Here is a 14,733-nt window from a genome sequence, read left to right on the forward strand (position 1 = left end):
TAGGCGCAGAAACATCGCTAAACACTGAGGGGGCCCAAATGGCTTTTGAACTTCCCGATCTTCCTTATGCACATGACGCGCTGGCCGGCAAAGGCATGTCGAAAGAGACGCTGGAATATCACCACGACCTGCACCACAAGGCCTATGTGGACAATGGCAACAGGCTGATTGCCGGGACCGAGTGGGACGGCAAATCGATGGAAGACATCATCACCGGCACCTATGACGCCAATGCCGTGGCGCAGAACGGTATTTTCAACAACATCAGCCAGCTTTGGAACCACAACCAGTTCTGGGAGATGATGGGGCCAGGCGACAGCAAGATGCCCGGTGAGTTGGAAAGTGCCCTGACTGAGAGCTTTGGCTCAGTTGACGCCTTCAAAGAACAGTTTTCCGCCGCAGGCGCGGGTCAGTTCGGCTCTGGCTGGTGTTGGCTGGTCAAGAATTCTGATGGGTCGCTGGCCGTGACTAAGACCGAAAACGGCGTGAACCCACTTTGCTTTGGCCAAACCGCGCTTTTGGGCTGCGACGTGTGGGAACATTCCTACTACATCGATTTCCGCAACAAACGGCCTGCATATCTGACAAACTTCCTCGACAATCTGGTGAACTGGGAAAACGTCGCCAGTCGGATGTAAGATTAGTATGATAGTTTTAAGAAAGCCCCGGAGAGGTCCGGGGCTTTTTTTGTTTTGGGTGGGTTTGTTTTCAGTCTGGCCGGACGTCTATCTGCTCAGGAGCTACGACAAGCTGCCAATGGCTACTTTGAGCCCAAAAGTTGCGTTGCACCAGAAAGGATATAGTTTCCTGCAAAAGAGGGGGTACGGCTCTTGAAGAACAGTATCAGACAATCACAAAAGCAAATATGCGCTCGATTTGGTGTTGAACCGTGTGAAGCTTTCGGCGGCGAAAAAGTAGGTATTTCAGACAATGCGACGGCAGGATTGATGCCCTTGAATGGGCTTCGCCATCCCCCGACACAAGGTGTAACCGGTTGGTATCTTTGGGGTGGAACTGAGTTTTCAGATGCAGCCGATTTCTTCAAGCCAGTTCACCTTGCTCACCTTGAAAGTAGCTGCGAACTTGGCCTCAAGTATCTATTGCTTCCGCCGGGTTGGCGCTTCCTGACTGACGGTACTTATGAGGATGTGTGGTTCGATTCAGCGCTTCTCGAAGTCGATAACTGAAGCGCTACACAATCTTCAAAGGCAGCTTTGAGCTGAGGATTCAACGGGTGGTCGCAACACTTTAATCTTTTTGGAGAGATGGAGTGTTGATCATGAAGTACCGCACGCGGACGTTTTATACGGACAAACAGAAGTCGGAGATGTGGGATCGGTGGCAGCGGGGTGAGTCCCTGAGCTCGATAGGCCGCAGGTTTGATCGTGCGTCGTCTTCGATTTTCCGCATCTGGCTTTGACTGGTGGTATCCGTCCGCGTGCACGCACCAGGTCTCGGCTGGCCTTGAGCCTCGAGGGGCGTGAGGAGATATCCCGTGGGCTGGCAGGGGATCGGTCATTGCGCTCTATTGCGCGCGACCTTAGACGTACTCCCTCGACGATCAGCCGGGAGGTGCGCAGAAACGGTGGGCGCAAGGCGTATCGCGCGGCATTGTCAGATCAGCGCGCATGGGACTGCGCAAGGCGGCCCAAAGCCTGTAAGCTCTCCTTCAACGACCACTTGTGTCGGTTCATTGCCCGAAAGCTGCGGTTGAAGTGGTCTCCTCAGCAGATCGCGGGCTGGCTGATGCGCAAGCACCCAAACAAAGAGCGAGAGCGTGTGAGCCACGAGACGATCTATCGCAGCCTTTATGTGCAGACGCGCGGCGTTCTGAAGAAGGAGCTGCAGCAATGCCTGCGCAGCCCGCGCGCCATCCGTCGGTCCCGGCATGCGACCCAGAAAGGTCTGAAGCTACGCAAGATCAAAGACGCAGTGCCGATCAGCGAGCGCCCGCCCGAAATCGAAGACCGGGCCGTGCCCGGCCACTGGGAGGGCGATCTGATCGTTGGGGCAAACAACAGCTACATCGCTACGCTGGTCGAGCGGCACTCGCGGTTCGTGATGCTGGCCAAAGTTGCGAACAAGGATACGCAAAGCGTTATCACCGCCCTGATCAAGCAGGCCCGAAAATTGCCCAAAGAACTCTACCGCTCGCTGACATGGGATCGCGGCTCAGAGATGGCCGCCCATGCGGCGTTCACCATGGCGACAAAGATCGACGTCTTCTTCTGCGATCCGCAATCGCCGTGGCAACGCGGCAGTAACGAGAACACCAACCGGCTCTTGCGTCAGTACTTCCCGCGAGGCATCGACATGTCGACCCTCAGTCAGGCCAAACTCAGCGCCGTCGCGCGGCAACTCAACGAGCGGCCACGAAAAACCTTGCAATACGAAACCCCGGCGGAGAAGTTTGCACAGTGTGTTGCGGCGATCCATTGAATCCGCAGCTCAAAGCAGACATTTCCAATCGCCGGCAGACTGTGCTCATGGCAAAGGGTGAAGAAAAAGCTAGAAGAATGACTTTGCGTCGTAAGAACGGCACGAGGGAAATTCCCGAATATCCAAAACGCAAAGAGCGCGGGCCTGAGTATTTGGTAGCACACGCGTGCTTCGCTTGCAGGAAGTCTTGGAAAATGACCCCGGAAAAAGATGTTCCTGTTTGCCCAGAGTGTGGTGGAAAGGTCGCTGAAATGGGCCGATCCTTTAAAGCGCCCCCAAAAAGCAGATCATGAGCAAAGGTCGAAAGTTGAAAAACTATGGTTTGCTGGATTTCGGTTCTTTAGCTTCCGAAGTTACCCTGACGCAGAGCCCTTTCCAAAACAGTTGTGTGACGTAGACAATTTCATCGAACGTAATCCAGGCCATCCTTTTAGAGTTGTAAAATAACCGGAACAAATAAAAGGCAGCTTCGTCCGCATTGCAGACACTCAGCCCAACGCTTTCTCCAGGCCCTTCTCCAAGTTTTCAACCGTGTCTGCCACCTGCACAAACTCGCGTAAGGAGCCATCCGCAAAATCCTGATCAATCACATGATCAATCAGCTGAATGAGCTTGTCCCAATACCCTTTTGTATTCAAAAGAAATATCGGCTTTTCATGAAGTCCGATCTGGCGCCAGGTGAGCACCTCAAAAAACTCATCGAGCGATCCTGCGCCCCCCGGCAGCACCACCACCGCACCACAGTTCATGAACATGACTTTCTTGCGTTCATGCATCGTTTCGGTGAGCACGTAATGCGTCAGGTCTGTCTTGCCGATTTCACGGTCAAACAGGCTGTCCGGCATCACACCAAAGGTTTCGCCGCCTGCCGCTTGCGTAGCCCGCGCCACTGCGCCCATCAACCCGACATCCCCCGCGCCATAAACCAAACGCCAGTTTTGACGCGCTATGATGGTACCAAAGACCTCCGCATCCGCCATATAGGCGGGGTTTTTGCCGGGGCGTGAGCCGCAAAAGACACAGATTGACCGCGCTGTCATAAGATCACCAACTGCTGAGAAGGGTTGTTTTGACCCATGTAGCCCGGGTTGCTAAGCTCCTGCAACCGCGCGATCTGCGATGGGTGGGAAGGGATGTCATGAGCAAGTGGACAGGTTCTGTTGGCGGCTGGACGCTGGGTCTTTTCTGTGGGGCTGTGATCGCGATCTTTGCCGGTCTTTACCTGACCAATGTCTTTGCGCCGTTGCCAAACGACCCAGAGGCGGCAGCTGCGCCTGAACTGGCTGTCCAACCGCTCCCGCAAAGCTCACCCGAAAACACGACGGAAAAGGCCGAGGTCCAACCCAAGGCGCCTGCACCCGAGTCGGAAACCACTGCTGCGGATGAGCCCAAACCGTCTTTGCCACTCCCGCCCAGGGTCAGCACCTTTCGCCTGGAACCTGATGGGCAGATGCTCGTTGCTGGACGCGCCGAGCCAGGGTGGGAGACCTCGATCAGGTTGGATGAAGAGGTGCTGAGCACGTTCATGCCAGAGGGCAATGGCGAGTTCGTGCAATTTGTAGACGTTGCGCCAGACCCCGAAGTCCGCGTGCTGAGCCTTGCAATGACATCGCCGGAGACCGGAGAAGTGCTTTACTCTCAAGGTGATATCATCATTACGCCCGTGGCGGCGCCAGAGGTGATTGCCGCTGAGGACGAGCCGAGCAATGCCGCATCTGAACAAACCGCAGAGGCCGAAACAGAAACTGCGGAGACCACTTCGGAAACCGCTGAGGCTGCGACGGAAAATGCCATCTCGCAAAATTCTGCCGTTCTGTTGTCAGACGACGAAGGTGTGAAAGTCCTGCAACCTGCGCAACCAAAAGATTTATCGCCGGAGGTAATGTCGGTCGTGGCACTCGATGCCATCACATACTCCACCGAAGGCGAGGTACAACTATCTGGCCGCGGGTCAGGGGAGGGATTTGTGCGTGTCTACATCGACAACGCGCCTGTCATCACCTCACAAATCGAAGAAGATGGCAGCTGGCGCTCAGAATTGCCTGAGGTCGATACAGGTGTCTATACTCTGCGCATTGACGAGGTCGACGCCGAAGGCAATGTCACCAGTCGCGTAGAAACGCCATTCAAACGCGAAGACGAAGAGGTGCTGGCCGAAGCCGCTCTTGAGCAATCCGAACTGGTGCAGGCTGTCACGGTGCAGCCCGGTTATACACTCTGGGGCATTTCACGGGACAATTACGGTGATGGCACGCTCTTTGTGCGTATATTCGAGGCCAACCGCGACCGCATTCGCGATCCCGACCTGATCTTTCCGGGTCAGGTGTTTACCGTTCCCCAATAACGGGTGGTCAATCCCGGACAACCGACTTATCTCTTGGGTTCACACTGTTGAGGGGACCCAATGCGTCGACGCACGCTCACGACCACGGAGCGGCCTGAACAAGGCTGGCGCACGATCCGCCGTGTCGCTCCCTATCTGTGGCCAGAGGGGCAGGGTTGGGTCAAACGGCGTGTGGTCTTTGCCCTCATCGCGCTTCTGATTTCCAAACTCATCGCGGTTGGCACGCCGTTTTTCTACAAGGCTGCCGTGGATGCGCTCGCCGGTGAGGGCCAGCAAGCCGCGTGGATGCTGGCCGCCGGGGCCATCGGCCTGACTGTGGCCTACGGCATGGCGCGGTTGATGAATGTGGGGTTTCAACAGCTCCGCGATGCGATCTTTGCCAAAGTCGGGCAGCGCGCGCTGCGGTCGCTTGCGCTGGAAACTTTTCAGCACATTCATAAAATGTCCCTGCGCTATCACACCACGCGCAAGACCGGGGGCCTCAGTCGGATCATTGAACGTGGGGTTAAGGGCGTTGATTTCCTGCTGCGCTTTCTGCTCTTTTCCATCGGTCCGCTGATCCTTGAGCTTATGCTCATCGGCATTGTGCTCTGGACGCTTTTTGATTTCTGGTATCTTGCCGTCGTAATGGGCGTCATCGCCGCCTATGTCTGGTTCACCTTCAAGGTCACGGAATGGCGCGTGAAGCTGCGCAAGGAGATGAACGACCAGGACACAGATGCCAATCAAAAGGCCATCGACAGCCTGCTGAATTTCGAGACGGTGAAATACTTCAACGCCGAGGGCCGCGAGGCCGCGCGATATGACAGCGCGATGGAGGGCTATGAAAGCGCCGCGCTCAAGACTTCCTATTCGCTGGCCTTCCTGAATTTCGGTCAGAGTTTCCTGATCACCAGCGGGCTGGTTATCGTGATGGTCATGGCCGCCATGGGCGTGCAGAGTGGCGCGCTGACCGTGGGTGATTTCGTTATGGTGAACGCTTACATGATCCAGATCACCATGCCGCTGAACTTTCTGGGTACAGTTTATCGCGAGATCCGGCAGGCTTTGGTCGATATGGGCGAAATGTTCGATTTGTTAGAGCAGGCACCAGATGTTGAGGATAAAATCGGTGCAAAAAGCCTGAAAATTGAAGGTGGCACGGTTGAGCTGGACGACGTTTTCTTTGGCTATGAGCCTGAAAGATCGATCCTGAAAGGTGTTTCGCTGAAAATCCCGGCCGGCAAGACTGTCGCTGTTGTTGGCCCCTCAGGTTCCGGTAAATCCACCATCGGGCGGCTCCTCTTTCGCTTCTATGACGTGCAGGAAGGGGCCCTGCGCATTGACGGTCAGGACGTGCGCGATGTGACCCAGGACAGCCTGCACGCCGCCATCGGTGTGGTCCCGCAAGACACGGTGCTTTTCAACGACACGGTGGGCTACAACATCGCCTATGGCCGAGACGGTGCCACGCAAGCTGAGATCGAGGAGGCCGCACAGGCCGCGCAAATCCACGAGTTCATCGCTAGCCTGCCACAGGGCTATGATACGCAGGTCGGGGAACGCGGGTTGAAGCTTTCCGGCGGGGAAAAGCAACGCGTCGGCATCGCGCGCACCCTGCTCAAGAACCCCGCGATCCTGCTTCTCGATGAGGCCACCAGCGCGCTCGATACCGAAACTGAGCAGGGCATCCAGGAGGCGTTGAAACTGGCGGGCACAGGCCGCACCGTGATCACCATCGCGCACAGGCTGTCCACCATCTCTGACGCCGACCAAATTGTCGTTCTAGAGGACGGCCATATTGTTGAGCGCGGCACGCATGAGGGGCTCATGGCGCGCGATGGCCGCTACGCCAGCCTCTGGCGACGTCAGGCGCGAGAGCGGGATGAAGTGGCGTAGGAACAATACCGGACTGTTTTGAGCCCAGTTTTGCTGTAAGTTTTTCTCACCCAAGGATTGGGTTGGAGGGCGGGTTAGAGCCCTTTTAGTCATTGGTCGCTTGGCAGCTCTTTGCATATGCAGCACGCCGCGAACGACGTTAAGCTGTCATACACGGCAGGTCCAACGCAGGGCCACGTTACGGGAAAAGCCTACGTAAAAAATACCTCGTTCTTTGCTTTCGTTCAGTAGAGATTTTGGGCCAAAAATTCTGCAATATCCGTTATTGACGCCTCGGCCTCAGGAATGCTCGGGTAGAACTCAAACACATGCCACATGCCTTCCCAAACTCTTAAATAGCTCGTGGCTCCGGATTCTCTCATTAGCCGGTCTAAACGAACACAGCCACTCAACAGGTAATCCCGCGTTCCACTGGTTACAAATACTGGGGGAATTGGTCATCGAAAGGTCCGTAAATCGGCGAAAGATCGGGGCTGGTCTGATCAGCGTTCTCTGGAATATACATTGAGCGAAATACGTCGATCTCGGACGCACGCAGAAATGGGTCGCGTCGGGCAACCCCACTATCCCCTAGGTTCTTGATATCCACCCAAGGCGACATGAGTGCCAGCGCGCGTGGAAGACGTTCTCCACGTGCCTTCAATCGGTGGACAGTTGCGAGAGCAAGATTTCCGCCGGCGGATTCTCCGCAAAGACATGCCCCAGGGTTTTCATTGAGCAGGGTAGAGATGACATCTTCACAGACATTTAGAGCTGCAGGGAATGGGTTCTCAGGAGCAAGTGGATAATGGGGGGCAATTACTCGCGCACCGGTTTTTTCGGCGAGTTTGGCTGAAATCGGCAAGTCCTCGAAAGGGCTGCCTACCGAAAACCCTCCCCCGAAAAGATAGATGATTTCACGATTGCCCCGTGGAACCGGCGGATCGATGACCATGCAGGTCACGCCCTCAATCATCCGTTCTGACAAGGTTACTCCTGTCACTTCTATCACATCGCTTGAGACTGGAGCGTTGGCTTCGCGCAACATCGCCCGAATCTCGGAGATTGGCTGGCCAAAATCCCTTAGGGTGGTTGCTATCGCCTGAGCTGCGAGCGTTTCTGCCTCGAGGCTGATTTCAGCGAACTCTTGGTTTGCTTCTTTTCTTGGCATGCAAATTCTCCTAAGAGGCCAGCTGGTTATTTTTGACGAGTCAGGTTCGGGTGCGAGGACAGAGTTTGCACGGTGGCGGACAATGACCAAACGGTTTCTATGACGGATCTCAGAGTATGTCGCAGTGTTGCTTGGGCTTGAACCGACCGCCTGCTCTACCCTCCGTTCGAGACACCGGGAGGCGCTCTTGGCTGTAGTATTTTCGCGACTGCGGCGAAAGCCCGCAACGTCCCGCATTGCAGACCTCTATACAAACGTACACCGAGCACGGGGAAACGCATGCATTACGTATCCGTAAGCCGTCAAAAACTCCGCTTGCACACCGCCTTATGCCCCCATAGAAGACCCCAGTGATTTTGACCGCCGCGGACGCCTCTGCGGCCAAAGATGCAATGGAAGGACGAACATGCAGGTCACAGAGACGTTGAAAGAAGGCCTCAAGCGCGGCTACACGATGACGCTTTCGGCCAAAGAGCTTGATGACAAGGTCATGGACAAGCTCAAGGAAGCGCAGCCGGACATCGAGATGAAGGGCTTTCGCAAGGGCAAGGTGCCGCTGCCACTGTTGAAAAAGCAGTTTGGTGAGCGCGTGATGGGCGAGGCCATGCAAGAGGCCGTCGACGGCGCGATGAATGCACATTTCGAGGAAACCGGCGAACAGCCCGCCGCGCGACCCGATGTGAAGATGACCAATGAGGATTGGAAACCGGGCGAGGATGTCGAGCTTGATATGAGCTACGAGGCGCTGCCGGACATCCCAGAGGTGGATCTGAGCAAGATCAAGGTGGAGCGTCTGGTGGCGAAGGCTGCGGACAAGGACATCAAAGAAGCGCTCGAAAACCTCGCCAAGACGGCGCAGGATTTCAAAGATCGCAAGAAGGGTACAAAGTCGAAAGACGGCGATCAGGTCGTTATGGATTTCGTGGGCCGTGTCGGCGGCGAGGCGTTTGATGGCGGCAGTGCAGAAGACTATCCTTTGGTTCTGGGGTCCAATAGCTTTATCCCCGGTTTTGAAGAGCAACTTGTCGGTGTCAAAGCCGGTGAAGAGAAAGTTGCGAAGGTCAAGTTCCCCGATGATTATCAAGCGCCCAATCTGGCCGGACAGGATGCTGAATTCACCTGCACAATCAAAGCGGTAAAAGAGCCTGTTGCGGCAGAAATTAACGACGCTTTGGCGGAGAAATATGGTGCTGAAAACCTGGACGCGCTGAAAGAGCAAATCGGTGAGCGTCTGGAATCTGAGTACACAGGCGCGGCACGCGCGGTGATGAAGCGTGGCATTCTTGATGAACTCGACAAGTTGGTGAGCTTTGAGCTTCCTCCTTCGATGGTCAAGGCCGAGGCGGATTCGATTGCACATCAGCTCTGGCATGATGAGAATCCGGATGTTGAAGGGCATGACCACCCCGAGATTGAGCCCACAGAAGAGCACACCAAACTGGCCGAGCGGCGCGTGCGCCTGGGCCTGTTGCTCGCGGAGCTGGGCAAAAAGGCCGAAGTGGATGTGACCGACGCAGAAATGACCCAGGCGGTTATGGAACAGGCGCGTCAGTATCCGGGGCAGGAACGTGAATTCTTTGAATTCGTTCAGCAAAACCCCCAGATGGGCCAACAGCTTCGCGCGCCGATCTTTGAGGAAAAGGTCATCGACCATATCGCTGGGCAAGCCAAGGTGACGGAAAAAGAAGTCACCAAAGCCAAGCTTGAAAAAGCGGTAGAGGCGCTGGACGAGTGATCCTTCACCACAGGTAAAGCAAACGGGCCGCCAGAATTGAGCGGCCCGTTTTTTGTGCGAGTGGTGGTGTTGATCAGGCGTCGTAGGCGCGTGTTCCCGGGGCGGGTGTGCCCGACAGCGCCTTTTGAAGCGCCAGGGCCGCAGCGCGTTCGCGTTCGGTATCTGCCGAAGCGATTTGATCACGCATATAGGTCTTCAGCTCTGGATCGAGCGCTGCCTCCGGGGTTGGCGTGAGGGCCGCTTCGACTTCTTCCTCGGAGACAAAGATGTTGCCTTCGACCCCGGCAAAAGCGCGGACCTTGTCAATTCGTTCCGAGGTGCAGTCAATCAGCGCGGCCAAGGCCTTGACCTTGCCCATGTCAGCGGTCTTGCCGACATAGCCATAAGGCGCATTGTCCGAGCGGTGCAGAATGCGATCCATCAACGGGTCAATCACCGTGATGATATCCGCGATGCCCGAGGATTTGGCATATTCCATGATCCCAACCATCAGTTCAGAGGTGGTGTAGGAGACCGTGTTTTTGCCATGCCCGCCGGAGAGGCGTTCTCGGTCCACGCAAAACCGCGTGGATTCCCAGATGGTTGCGCTGCGAAGCGGCGGCTCGCCATCGAGAATATCAAAGAACACATCTGACAGCATATGAGGGCCTGTCGTCTGCAAAAGACGCGCGCAGCCTGTCACGTTGTAACGGTCGTCGAGTGTGATCACATAAGCTGGATCAAGCCCGTCAAAGAGGTCGATTTCCCGACCATTTCGCACATTTACATCCCAGCCCATGCGACCCTGGAAAACCCGCGCGCGCAACTGGTACATTTGATCAAGTATGGTTTTGAAACGATGTTTATTGAGGGCGTCTACTACTAACAACATAGTCTTTTCCTTCCCTTTTTGGTGCGACTGGGAAGGAGGATAGAGGCCACTCAGATTTTGGATATTGGGGGAATCCCGTAGTGCGGTTTGAGAATGCTCAAATTGCTACGGAATGAGATCATCCCGGTGCGATCAAACCAAGACTGACAGCCCGTCCAACGGCCTGGGCGGTTGTTAAAGTGCAAAGTTTTTCGCGACTTGACCTGAGGTGGACTTCGACGGTGCGCACGGAAATCGACAGGATGTCGCCCACATCCTGCTGCGATTTGCCCGCGGCAATCCATTGCATGATTTCCAGCTCACGCGTTGAGAGGGCCGTGCGTTGAAGCAGATAAGACAGTTGCTCTGTGTGCATGACCGTGTCGTGCAGGTTCACCGCAAGCGTCTGGAGCTGTTGAATGACCTCGGATTTCAGCTTGACCCAGTCCGGGGTCGACAATTCCGAGGTAACGCTCAGGAGACCCGTGTCGCCAAATGGACCGCGGACCGGCACAGTGAGGCCTGACTGAGGCAGGCTGAAATCCCGCGCGCGGTTGAAGACAGACTGAAATCCAAGGTCCTGTTCAAGCCGTTGCCAATCCACAGGGGCGATGCTGCGCGACGCGGCTTTGAGCGTTGGATCAACGAGATGGAAGCGTTCATCCATGTAATGCTCTTTCCAGGTATCTGGATAGGTCGTGAACGCATGGACCTTTCCCGAAATGGGATTGGTCGACGCGTAAGAGGCATAATCCAGGCCAAGTGTGTCACAGACCGTGTTAAGCTGTTCTACAAAATCCACTTGGCCTTTGGGCGCTTTCGCCAAGTCAATGAGACTTGTGTACGGGGTCATAGCGGCCGTTTGTTGGCTGGCGGCGGCAAGGGGTTCATTTCAGGGGAGGACAAAGCACGCATTTGCATGAGAACGCGGGTTTTACTTGTTGCGGGGAGCAAGTCGAACTGCTCCAACATGTCTTCTACGTCTTTGCTGTTTTGGTCCCCGGACGGATCATCCTGAAACAGGCGGACGACCGAAACACCTAAACAATCCGCGATCAACCAAAGCTGCGACGGTAAAATGCGCCGTGCGCCAGTTTCATAGTCCTGCATGTGGTCAATTGGGACACCAAGTGCATGCGCGAGATCCGCCATGGTCAAACCCTTGTGCTGGCGAAGAGCGCGGACTCTTTGTCCGATGAGTTTATCAATTTGCATGTCACACCCCAAAATACTACCTTAAGTAGAGTAACACATTTTAAGGTTGTTTCAATAAGATTTGCGCGCGTTGCGTCCTCCAAGAAGAAACCGCCTGACTTAACTCAAGTCAGGCGGTCTAATGTTCAGACTTTAAAGTAGTTTCAGCTATCTTCGTCTGTTGTCCCGGCGTCGTCTGTCGGCTCTTCCGGCAGGACATCCTCCACCGCCTCGGCCAGATCGGCGTCATCACTTGCTGCCGATCCAATGTCGTCAAAGAGCTCCGCAATTTCAAAGTCAGCCGCTTCTTCTTCTTCTGCGGCCAGTTCCTGAATCGTCTTGCCGGATGCCTGCAGTTCGGCTTCTTCCTGTGAACGTGCAACGTTCAGTTGGATTGTCGCATCTACTTCAGGGTGCAGGTTGACCAGCACGTCGTGCAGACCAAGCTCTTTGATCGGGCCAGTCAGCGCGACTTGCTTGCGGTCAACCGTAAACCCGGCCTCGGTCGCGGCTTCGGCGGCGTCACGTGTGGTGACGGAGCCATAAAGCGACCCGGCGTCGGAGGCTTGGCGAATCACGATGAACTGTTGGCCATTGAGTTTTTCGGCCAGCGCATCGGCTTCTTTCTTGGTCTCAAGGTTGTTGGCCTCAAGCTGGGCTTTCTGCGCTTCAAACTGAGCGATGTTGACCTCGGAGGCCGACAAGGCTTTTTTCTGAGGCAGAAGGAAGTTGCGGGCAAAGCCTGGCTTTACGTCCACAACATCACCCATCTGGCCCAGTTTGGCGACGCGTTCGAGAAGGATTACTTGCATGTCAAATTTCCTTCTTACTTCACAGCGTAAGGCAGCAAAGCCAGGAAGCGGGCGCGTTTGATGGCACGGGCCAATTCACGCTGCTTTTTGGCGGATACTGCGGTGATACGGGAGGGCACGATCTTGCCGCGCTCAGAGATGTAGCGCTGCAGGAGTTTTGTGTCCTTGTAGTCGATCTTGGGTGCATTCTCGCCTGAGAAGGGGCACACTTTACGACGACGGAAAAATGGTTTTGTTGCCATGGTTTACAGTCCTTTTCTCAAGCTGATCAGCTGCGGCGTTCGCGGCGGTCACCACGCTCTTCGCGTTTTTGCATCTGGATGGACGGGCCTTCGGCATGCTCGTCGACCTTGATGGTCAAAACGCGCATCACATCATCATGCAGACGCATCAGGCGTTCCATTTCCTGAACAGCCTCGGCAGGCGCGTCAGTCTTCAGAAAGGCATAGTGGCCCTTGCGGTTTTTGTTGATCTTGTAGGCCATCGTTTTGACGCCCCAGTATTCGGATTCGACGATCTTGCCGCCATTGTCCGAAAGGACGGTTCCAAAATGTTCGATAAGGCCTTCAGCTTGCGTGTTGGACAAGTCCTGGCGCGAGATAAAAACATGCTCATAGAGCGGCATGTGTGGTTCCACTTCTGTCTAGGCGCATTTCAAAGGCGGGCCATTTGCCTTTCGCGACCCATCCACGAGAGACTGCGCGGTTCAAATGTTTGAGCGAAAGGAAGCCGGGCTATACGATGGATCGTCTGTTTGCGCAAGCGGGGAAGGCCAGAGCAGGCTGCCCGTAGGGCAAATCGCCACGACCCTGCCGAATGCTGGCCCCATTTCTGTCGCGATTGCTTGGCAAAATCTTTTTTCAAGTTCGACTGGAATAGGCTTTGACAAGGCAGGACAATGACGGCTGTTTCTGATCACTCCGACACGCAAACCCATGATATGACGGATGCGATACTGGAACCAACGGAACGTGCCAGTTCTGCACGGCGAGCAATTGCCTCATGCGCCGGTGGCGCGCTCTACATGGCAGCTTTGGGGATCTGGTTGGTGCCAGCCGAAGACAGCGCGATGCAGCTGATCAAGCTGGTGGCGTCCTGTTTGATGGTGGCGGCCGGTGCGTTTCTGTTTCATGGCGTCTCGGCGCGCGCGCGCGAGCCGGAAGTGCAGGTAGATCTCATTACACGACAGCTTCGGGTTTATGAATACGACAATCGTGGACGGGCGGTTTTGAAAGCGTGTCATGAGATGGATGATCTGCAAGAGCTTTCGCTGCGCAAGGACCGGTTGCGTGCTCGCGATGAGCAAGGCGAATTGATGGTCGATGTCGAAATCGGCGAGGAAGAAGGTAAGGCACTATTGCGCAGCCTGAAAGCACAGTAGTTTTCCGATCTCAGCCCAAGCATGTTTTAACAGTTGTGCGTGATCGGGCCTGTTTCTGTTCGTCATTCCACACAAAGTGTTGAAAAGTACCAACTTGCTCTGGAGCTCGTATGCTCCATTTTAAAGCGCATGGTCCATTTGACACGCCAAGGAGCACAGACATGAAACGTATTGCCACCGCCGCGATCCTCGCACTGGCGACCACCACAACAGCGGCTTTTGCGGCGCCTGAGAAGTACACACTCGATGCCAGCCATAGCCAGGTGATGTTCTCTTACAACCACTTAGGGTTTTCCACGACGTACAACATGTTCTCCGGATTTGAAGGTGAGATCATGTTTGACAAGGATGATCCGGCGGCCTCAAGCGTAACTGTCGCAATGCCGGTCAAATCATTGTTCACAGGCTGGGAAGCGCGTTTCACTCACTTTATGGCCGATGATTTCTTTGGCGCGAAAGATGGTGACATGATCACGTTCACGTCGACCGGAATCGAAGTGACCGGTGACAACACAGCCCAAATCACCGGTGATCTGACCGTGAATGAAGTTACGCAATCCGTGGTGCTTGATGCCACCATGAACCAGAGCGGTCCAAACCCGCTGAACGGCAAAGAGTGGGCCGGGTTTGATGCCACGACAGTGATCAAGCGGTCCGATTTTAACCTGGGAGCTTTCGCGCCAAACGTAAGCGACGAGCTGGATGTGCGGATTTCTATCGAGGCTGGTAAGGCCGAGTGATCCGCAGCTGAGACAGGAGTTATTGTGGCCCAGGATGAAAATCCTGGGTCTTTTTTGTTCTGGCGTACTGCACGCAAAATTTAGCGCATCCTTGTGCCAGTTCGCTATCAGGCAACAGGATGCCGATTTGTGTCTATCCCAAAACCTTGAGTTGAGGCATTTTACGCTATGCCCGAAATTAAGATGGGCGTTCCCTCATGAAGGTTTGGC

Annotated in this window: 15 protein-coding genes and 1 pseudogene; 8 read left to right on the forward strand and 8 right to left on the reverse strand. The window is 55.2% G+C overall.

The features are described from left to right. Window positions 1-38 precede the first annotated feature (38 nt). The 3 genes and pseudogenes from RZ517_RS08370 to RZ517_RS08380 all read left to right on the forward strand — a co-directional run bounded on the left by RZ517_RS08370 (window position 39) and on the right by RZ517_RS08380 (window position 2,439). The gene (locus tag RZ517_RS08370) at window positions 39-638 is read left to right on the forward strand and encodes a superoxide dismutase (RefSeq protein WP_338550994.1); all 600 of its coding nucleotides are present in this window, start codon (window positions 39-41) and stop codon (window positions 636-638) included. Between the two features lie 192 nt (window positions 639-830). After that, on the forward strand, window positions 831-1,187 hold the full coding sequence (locus tag RZ517_RS08375) for an immunity protein Imm33 domain-containing protein (RefSeq protein WP_338550995.1): 357 nt from the start codon (window positions 831-833) through the stop codon (window positions 1,185-1,187). 92 nt (window positions 1,188-1,279) lie between these two features. After that, window positions 1,280-2,439, forward strand: a pseudogene (locus RZ517_RS08380) (IS30 family transposase). Window positions 2,440-2,927: 488 nt separating this feature from the next. Here RZ517_RS08380 and RZ517_RS08385 read toward each other — a convergent pair. Beyond that, on the reverse strand, window positions 2,928-3,479 hold the full coding sequence (locus tag RZ517_RS08385) for a TIGR00730 family Rossman fold protein (RefSeq protein ID WP_338550996.1): 552 nt from the start codon (window positions 3,477-3,479) through the stop codon (window positions 2,928-2,930). Window positions 3,480-3,577: 98 nt separating this feature from the next. Here RZ517_RS08385 and RZ517_RS08390 point away from each other — a divergent pair, with 98 nt between their 5' ends. Beyond that, window positions 3,578-4,783, forward strand: a complete 1,206-nt coding sequence (locus RZ517_RS08390; protein WP_338550997.1) for a LysM peptidoglycan-binding domain-containing protein — start codon at window positions 3,578-3,580, stop codon at window positions 4,781-4,783. A 60-nt stretch (window positions 4,784-4,843) separates the two neighbouring features. After that, entirely contained in the window at window positions 4,844-6,661 is a 1,818-nt protein-coding gene (locus RZ517_RS08395) for an ABCB family ABC transporter ATP-binding protein/permease (protein WP_338550998.1), read from the forward strand. A 415-nt stretch (window positions 6,662-7,076) separates the two neighbouring features. Here RZ517_RS08395 and RZ517_RS08400 read toward each other — a convergent pair whose 3' ends face one another. After that, entirely contained in the window at window positions 7,077-7,811 is a 735-nt protein-coding gene (locus RZ517_RS08400; protein ID WP_338550999.1) for an alpha/beta hydrolase fold domain-containing protein, read from the reverse strand. 406 nt (window positions 7,812-8,217) lie between these two features. On the opposite strand from RZ517_RS08400, the gene tig reads away from it, so the two are divergent. Beyond that, window positions 8,218-9,546, forward strand: coding sequence for a trigger factor (gene tig / locus RZ517_RS08405; protein WP_338551000.1), 1,329 nt, complete (start codon window positions 8,218-8,220; stop codon window positions 9,544-9,546). A 73-nt stretch (window positions 9,547-9,619) separates the two neighbouring features. On the opposite strand, the gene RZ517_RS08410 is transcribed toward tig, so the two are convergent. The 6 genes from RZ517_RS08410 to rpsF form a co-directional block, all read right to left on the reverse strand. After that, entirely contained in the window at window positions 9,620-10,417 is a 798-nt protein-coding gene (locus RZ517_RS08410) for an acyl-homoserine-lactone synthase (RefSeq protein WP_338551001.1), read from the reverse strand. Between the two features lie 118 nt (window positions 10,418-10,535). Then, window positions 10,536-11,249 carry a helix-turn-helix transcriptional regulator gene (locus RZ517_RS08415; protein ID WP_338551002.1) on the reverse strand — a complete coding sequence of 238 codons (714 nt, stop codon included), beginning with the start codon at window positions 11,247-11,249 and terminating at the stop codon, window positions 10,536-10,538. After that, on the reverse strand, window positions 11,246-11,548 hold the full coding sequence (locus RZ517_RS08420; protein WP_338551003.1) for a helix-turn-helix domain-containing protein: 303 nt from the start codon (window positions 11,546-11,548) through the stop codon (window positions 11,246-11,248). Before RZ517_RS08420 ends, RZ517_RS08415 begins: the two co-directional genes overlap by 4 nt. Window positions 11,549-11,754: 206 nt before the next feature. Next, on the reverse strand, window positions 11,755-12,402 hold the full coding sequence (gene rplI, locus RZ517_RS08425) for a 50S ribosomal protein L9 (protein WP_338551004.1): 648 nt from the start codon (window positions 12,400-12,402) through the stop codon (window positions 11,755-11,757). A gap of 14 nt (window positions 12,403-12,416) precedes the next feature. Then, window positions 12,417-12,644: a 30S ribosomal protein S18 gene (rpsR, locus tag RZ517_RS08430; RefSeq protein ID WP_317055034.1), complete on the reverse strand. Its 228-nt coding sequence runs from the start codon at window positions 12,642-12,644 to the stop codon at window positions 12,417-12,419. Between the two features lie 26 nt (window positions 12,645-12,670). Then, window positions 12,671-13,027 carry a 30S ribosomal protein S6 gene (rpsF, locus tag RZ517_RS08435; RefSeq protein WP_338551005.1) on the reverse strand — a complete coding sequence of 119 codons (357 nt, stop codon included), beginning with the start codon at window positions 13,025-13,027 and terminating at the stop codon, window positions 12,671-12,673. Window positions 13,028-13,300: 273 nt separating this feature from the next. Between rpsF and RZ517_RS08440 the strand changes: the two genes are divergently transcribed. Then, the gene (locus tag RZ517_RS08440; protein ID WP_338551006.1) at window positions 13,301-13,783 is read left to right on the forward strand and encodes a hypothetical protein; all 483 of its coding nucleotides are present in this window, start codon (window positions 13,301-13,303) and stop codon (window positions 13,781-13,783) included. 161 nt (window positions 13,784-13,944) lie between these two features. Next, entirely contained in the window at window positions 13,945-14,523 is a 579-nt protein-coding gene (locus RZ517_RS08445) for a YceI family protein (RefSeq protein ID WP_338551007.1), read from the forward strand. Window positions 14,524-14,733 lie beyond the last annotated feature (210 nt).

Origin of the sequence: Roseovarius sp. S88 (assembly GCF_037023735.1) — a bacterium.
In the GTDB taxonomy this organism is placed as follows: Bacteria; Pseudomonadota; Alphaproteobacteria; order Rhodobacterales; family Rhodobacteraceae; genus Roseovarius; species Roseovarius phycicola.

What these genes read in the sequence shown, in the direction of transcription:
- RZ517_RS08395 (WP_338550998.1), top strand. Translation starts at nt 4,844, where the DNA reads ATGCGTCGACGCACGCTCACGACCACGGAGCGGCCTGAACAAGGCTGG.
- rpsR (WP_317055034.1), bottom strand. Translation starts at nt 12,644, where the DNA reads ATGGCAACAAAACCATTTTTCCGTCGTCGTAAAGTGTGCCCCTTCTCA.
- RZ517_RS08440 (WP_338551006.1), top strand. Translation starts at nt 13,301, where the DNA reads ATGACGGCTGTTTCTGATCACTCCGACACGCAAACCCATGATATGACG.
- RZ517_RS08385 (WP_338550996.1), bottom strand. Translation starts at nt 3,479, where the DNA reads ATGACAGCGCGGTCAATCTGTGTCTTTTGCGGCTCACGCCCCGGCAAA.
- RZ517_RS08370 (WP_338550994.1), top strand. Translation starts at nt 39, where the DNA reads ATGGCTTTTGAACTTCCCGATCTTCCTTATGCACATGACGCGCTGGCC.
- RZ517_RS08445 (WP_338551007.1), top strand. Translation starts at nt 13,945, where the DNA reads ATGAAACGTATTGCCACCGCCGCGATCCTCGCACTGGCGACCACCACA.
- RZ517_RS08410 (WP_338551001.1), bottom strand. Translation starts at nt 10,417, where the DNA reads ATGTTGTTAGTAGTAGACGCCCTCAATAAACATCGTTTCAAAACCATA.
- rplI (WP_338551004.1), bottom strand. Translation starts at nt 12,402, where the DNA reads ATGCAAGTAATCCTTCTCGAACGCGTCGCCAAACTGGGCCAGATGGGT.
- RZ517_RS08400 (WP_338550999.1), bottom strand. Translation starts at nt 7,811, where the DNA reads ATGCCAAGAAAAGAAGCAAACCAAGAGTTCGCTGAAATCAGCCTCGAG.
- rpsF (WP_338551005.1), bottom strand. Translation starts at nt 13,027, where the DNA reads ATGCCGCTCTATGAGCATGTTTTTATCTCGCGCCAGGACTTGTCCAAC.
- RZ517_RS08420 (WP_338551003.1), bottom strand. Translation starts at nt 11,548, where the DNA reads ATGGCGGATCTCGCGCATGCACTTGGTGTCCCAATTGACCACATGCAG.
- RZ517_RS08390 (WP_338550997.1), top strand. Translation starts at nt 3,578, where the DNA reads ATGAGCAAGTGGACAGGTTCTGTTGGCGGCTGGACGCTGGGTCTTTTC.
- tig (WP_338551000.1), top strand. Translation starts at nt 8,218, where the DNA reads ATGCAGGTCACAGAGACGTTGAAAGAAGGCCTCAAGCGCGGCTACACG.
- RZ517_RS08415 (WP_338551002.1), bottom strand. Translation starts at nt 11,249, where the DNA reads ATGACCCCGTACACAAGTCTCATTGACTTGGCGAAAGCGCCCAAAGGC.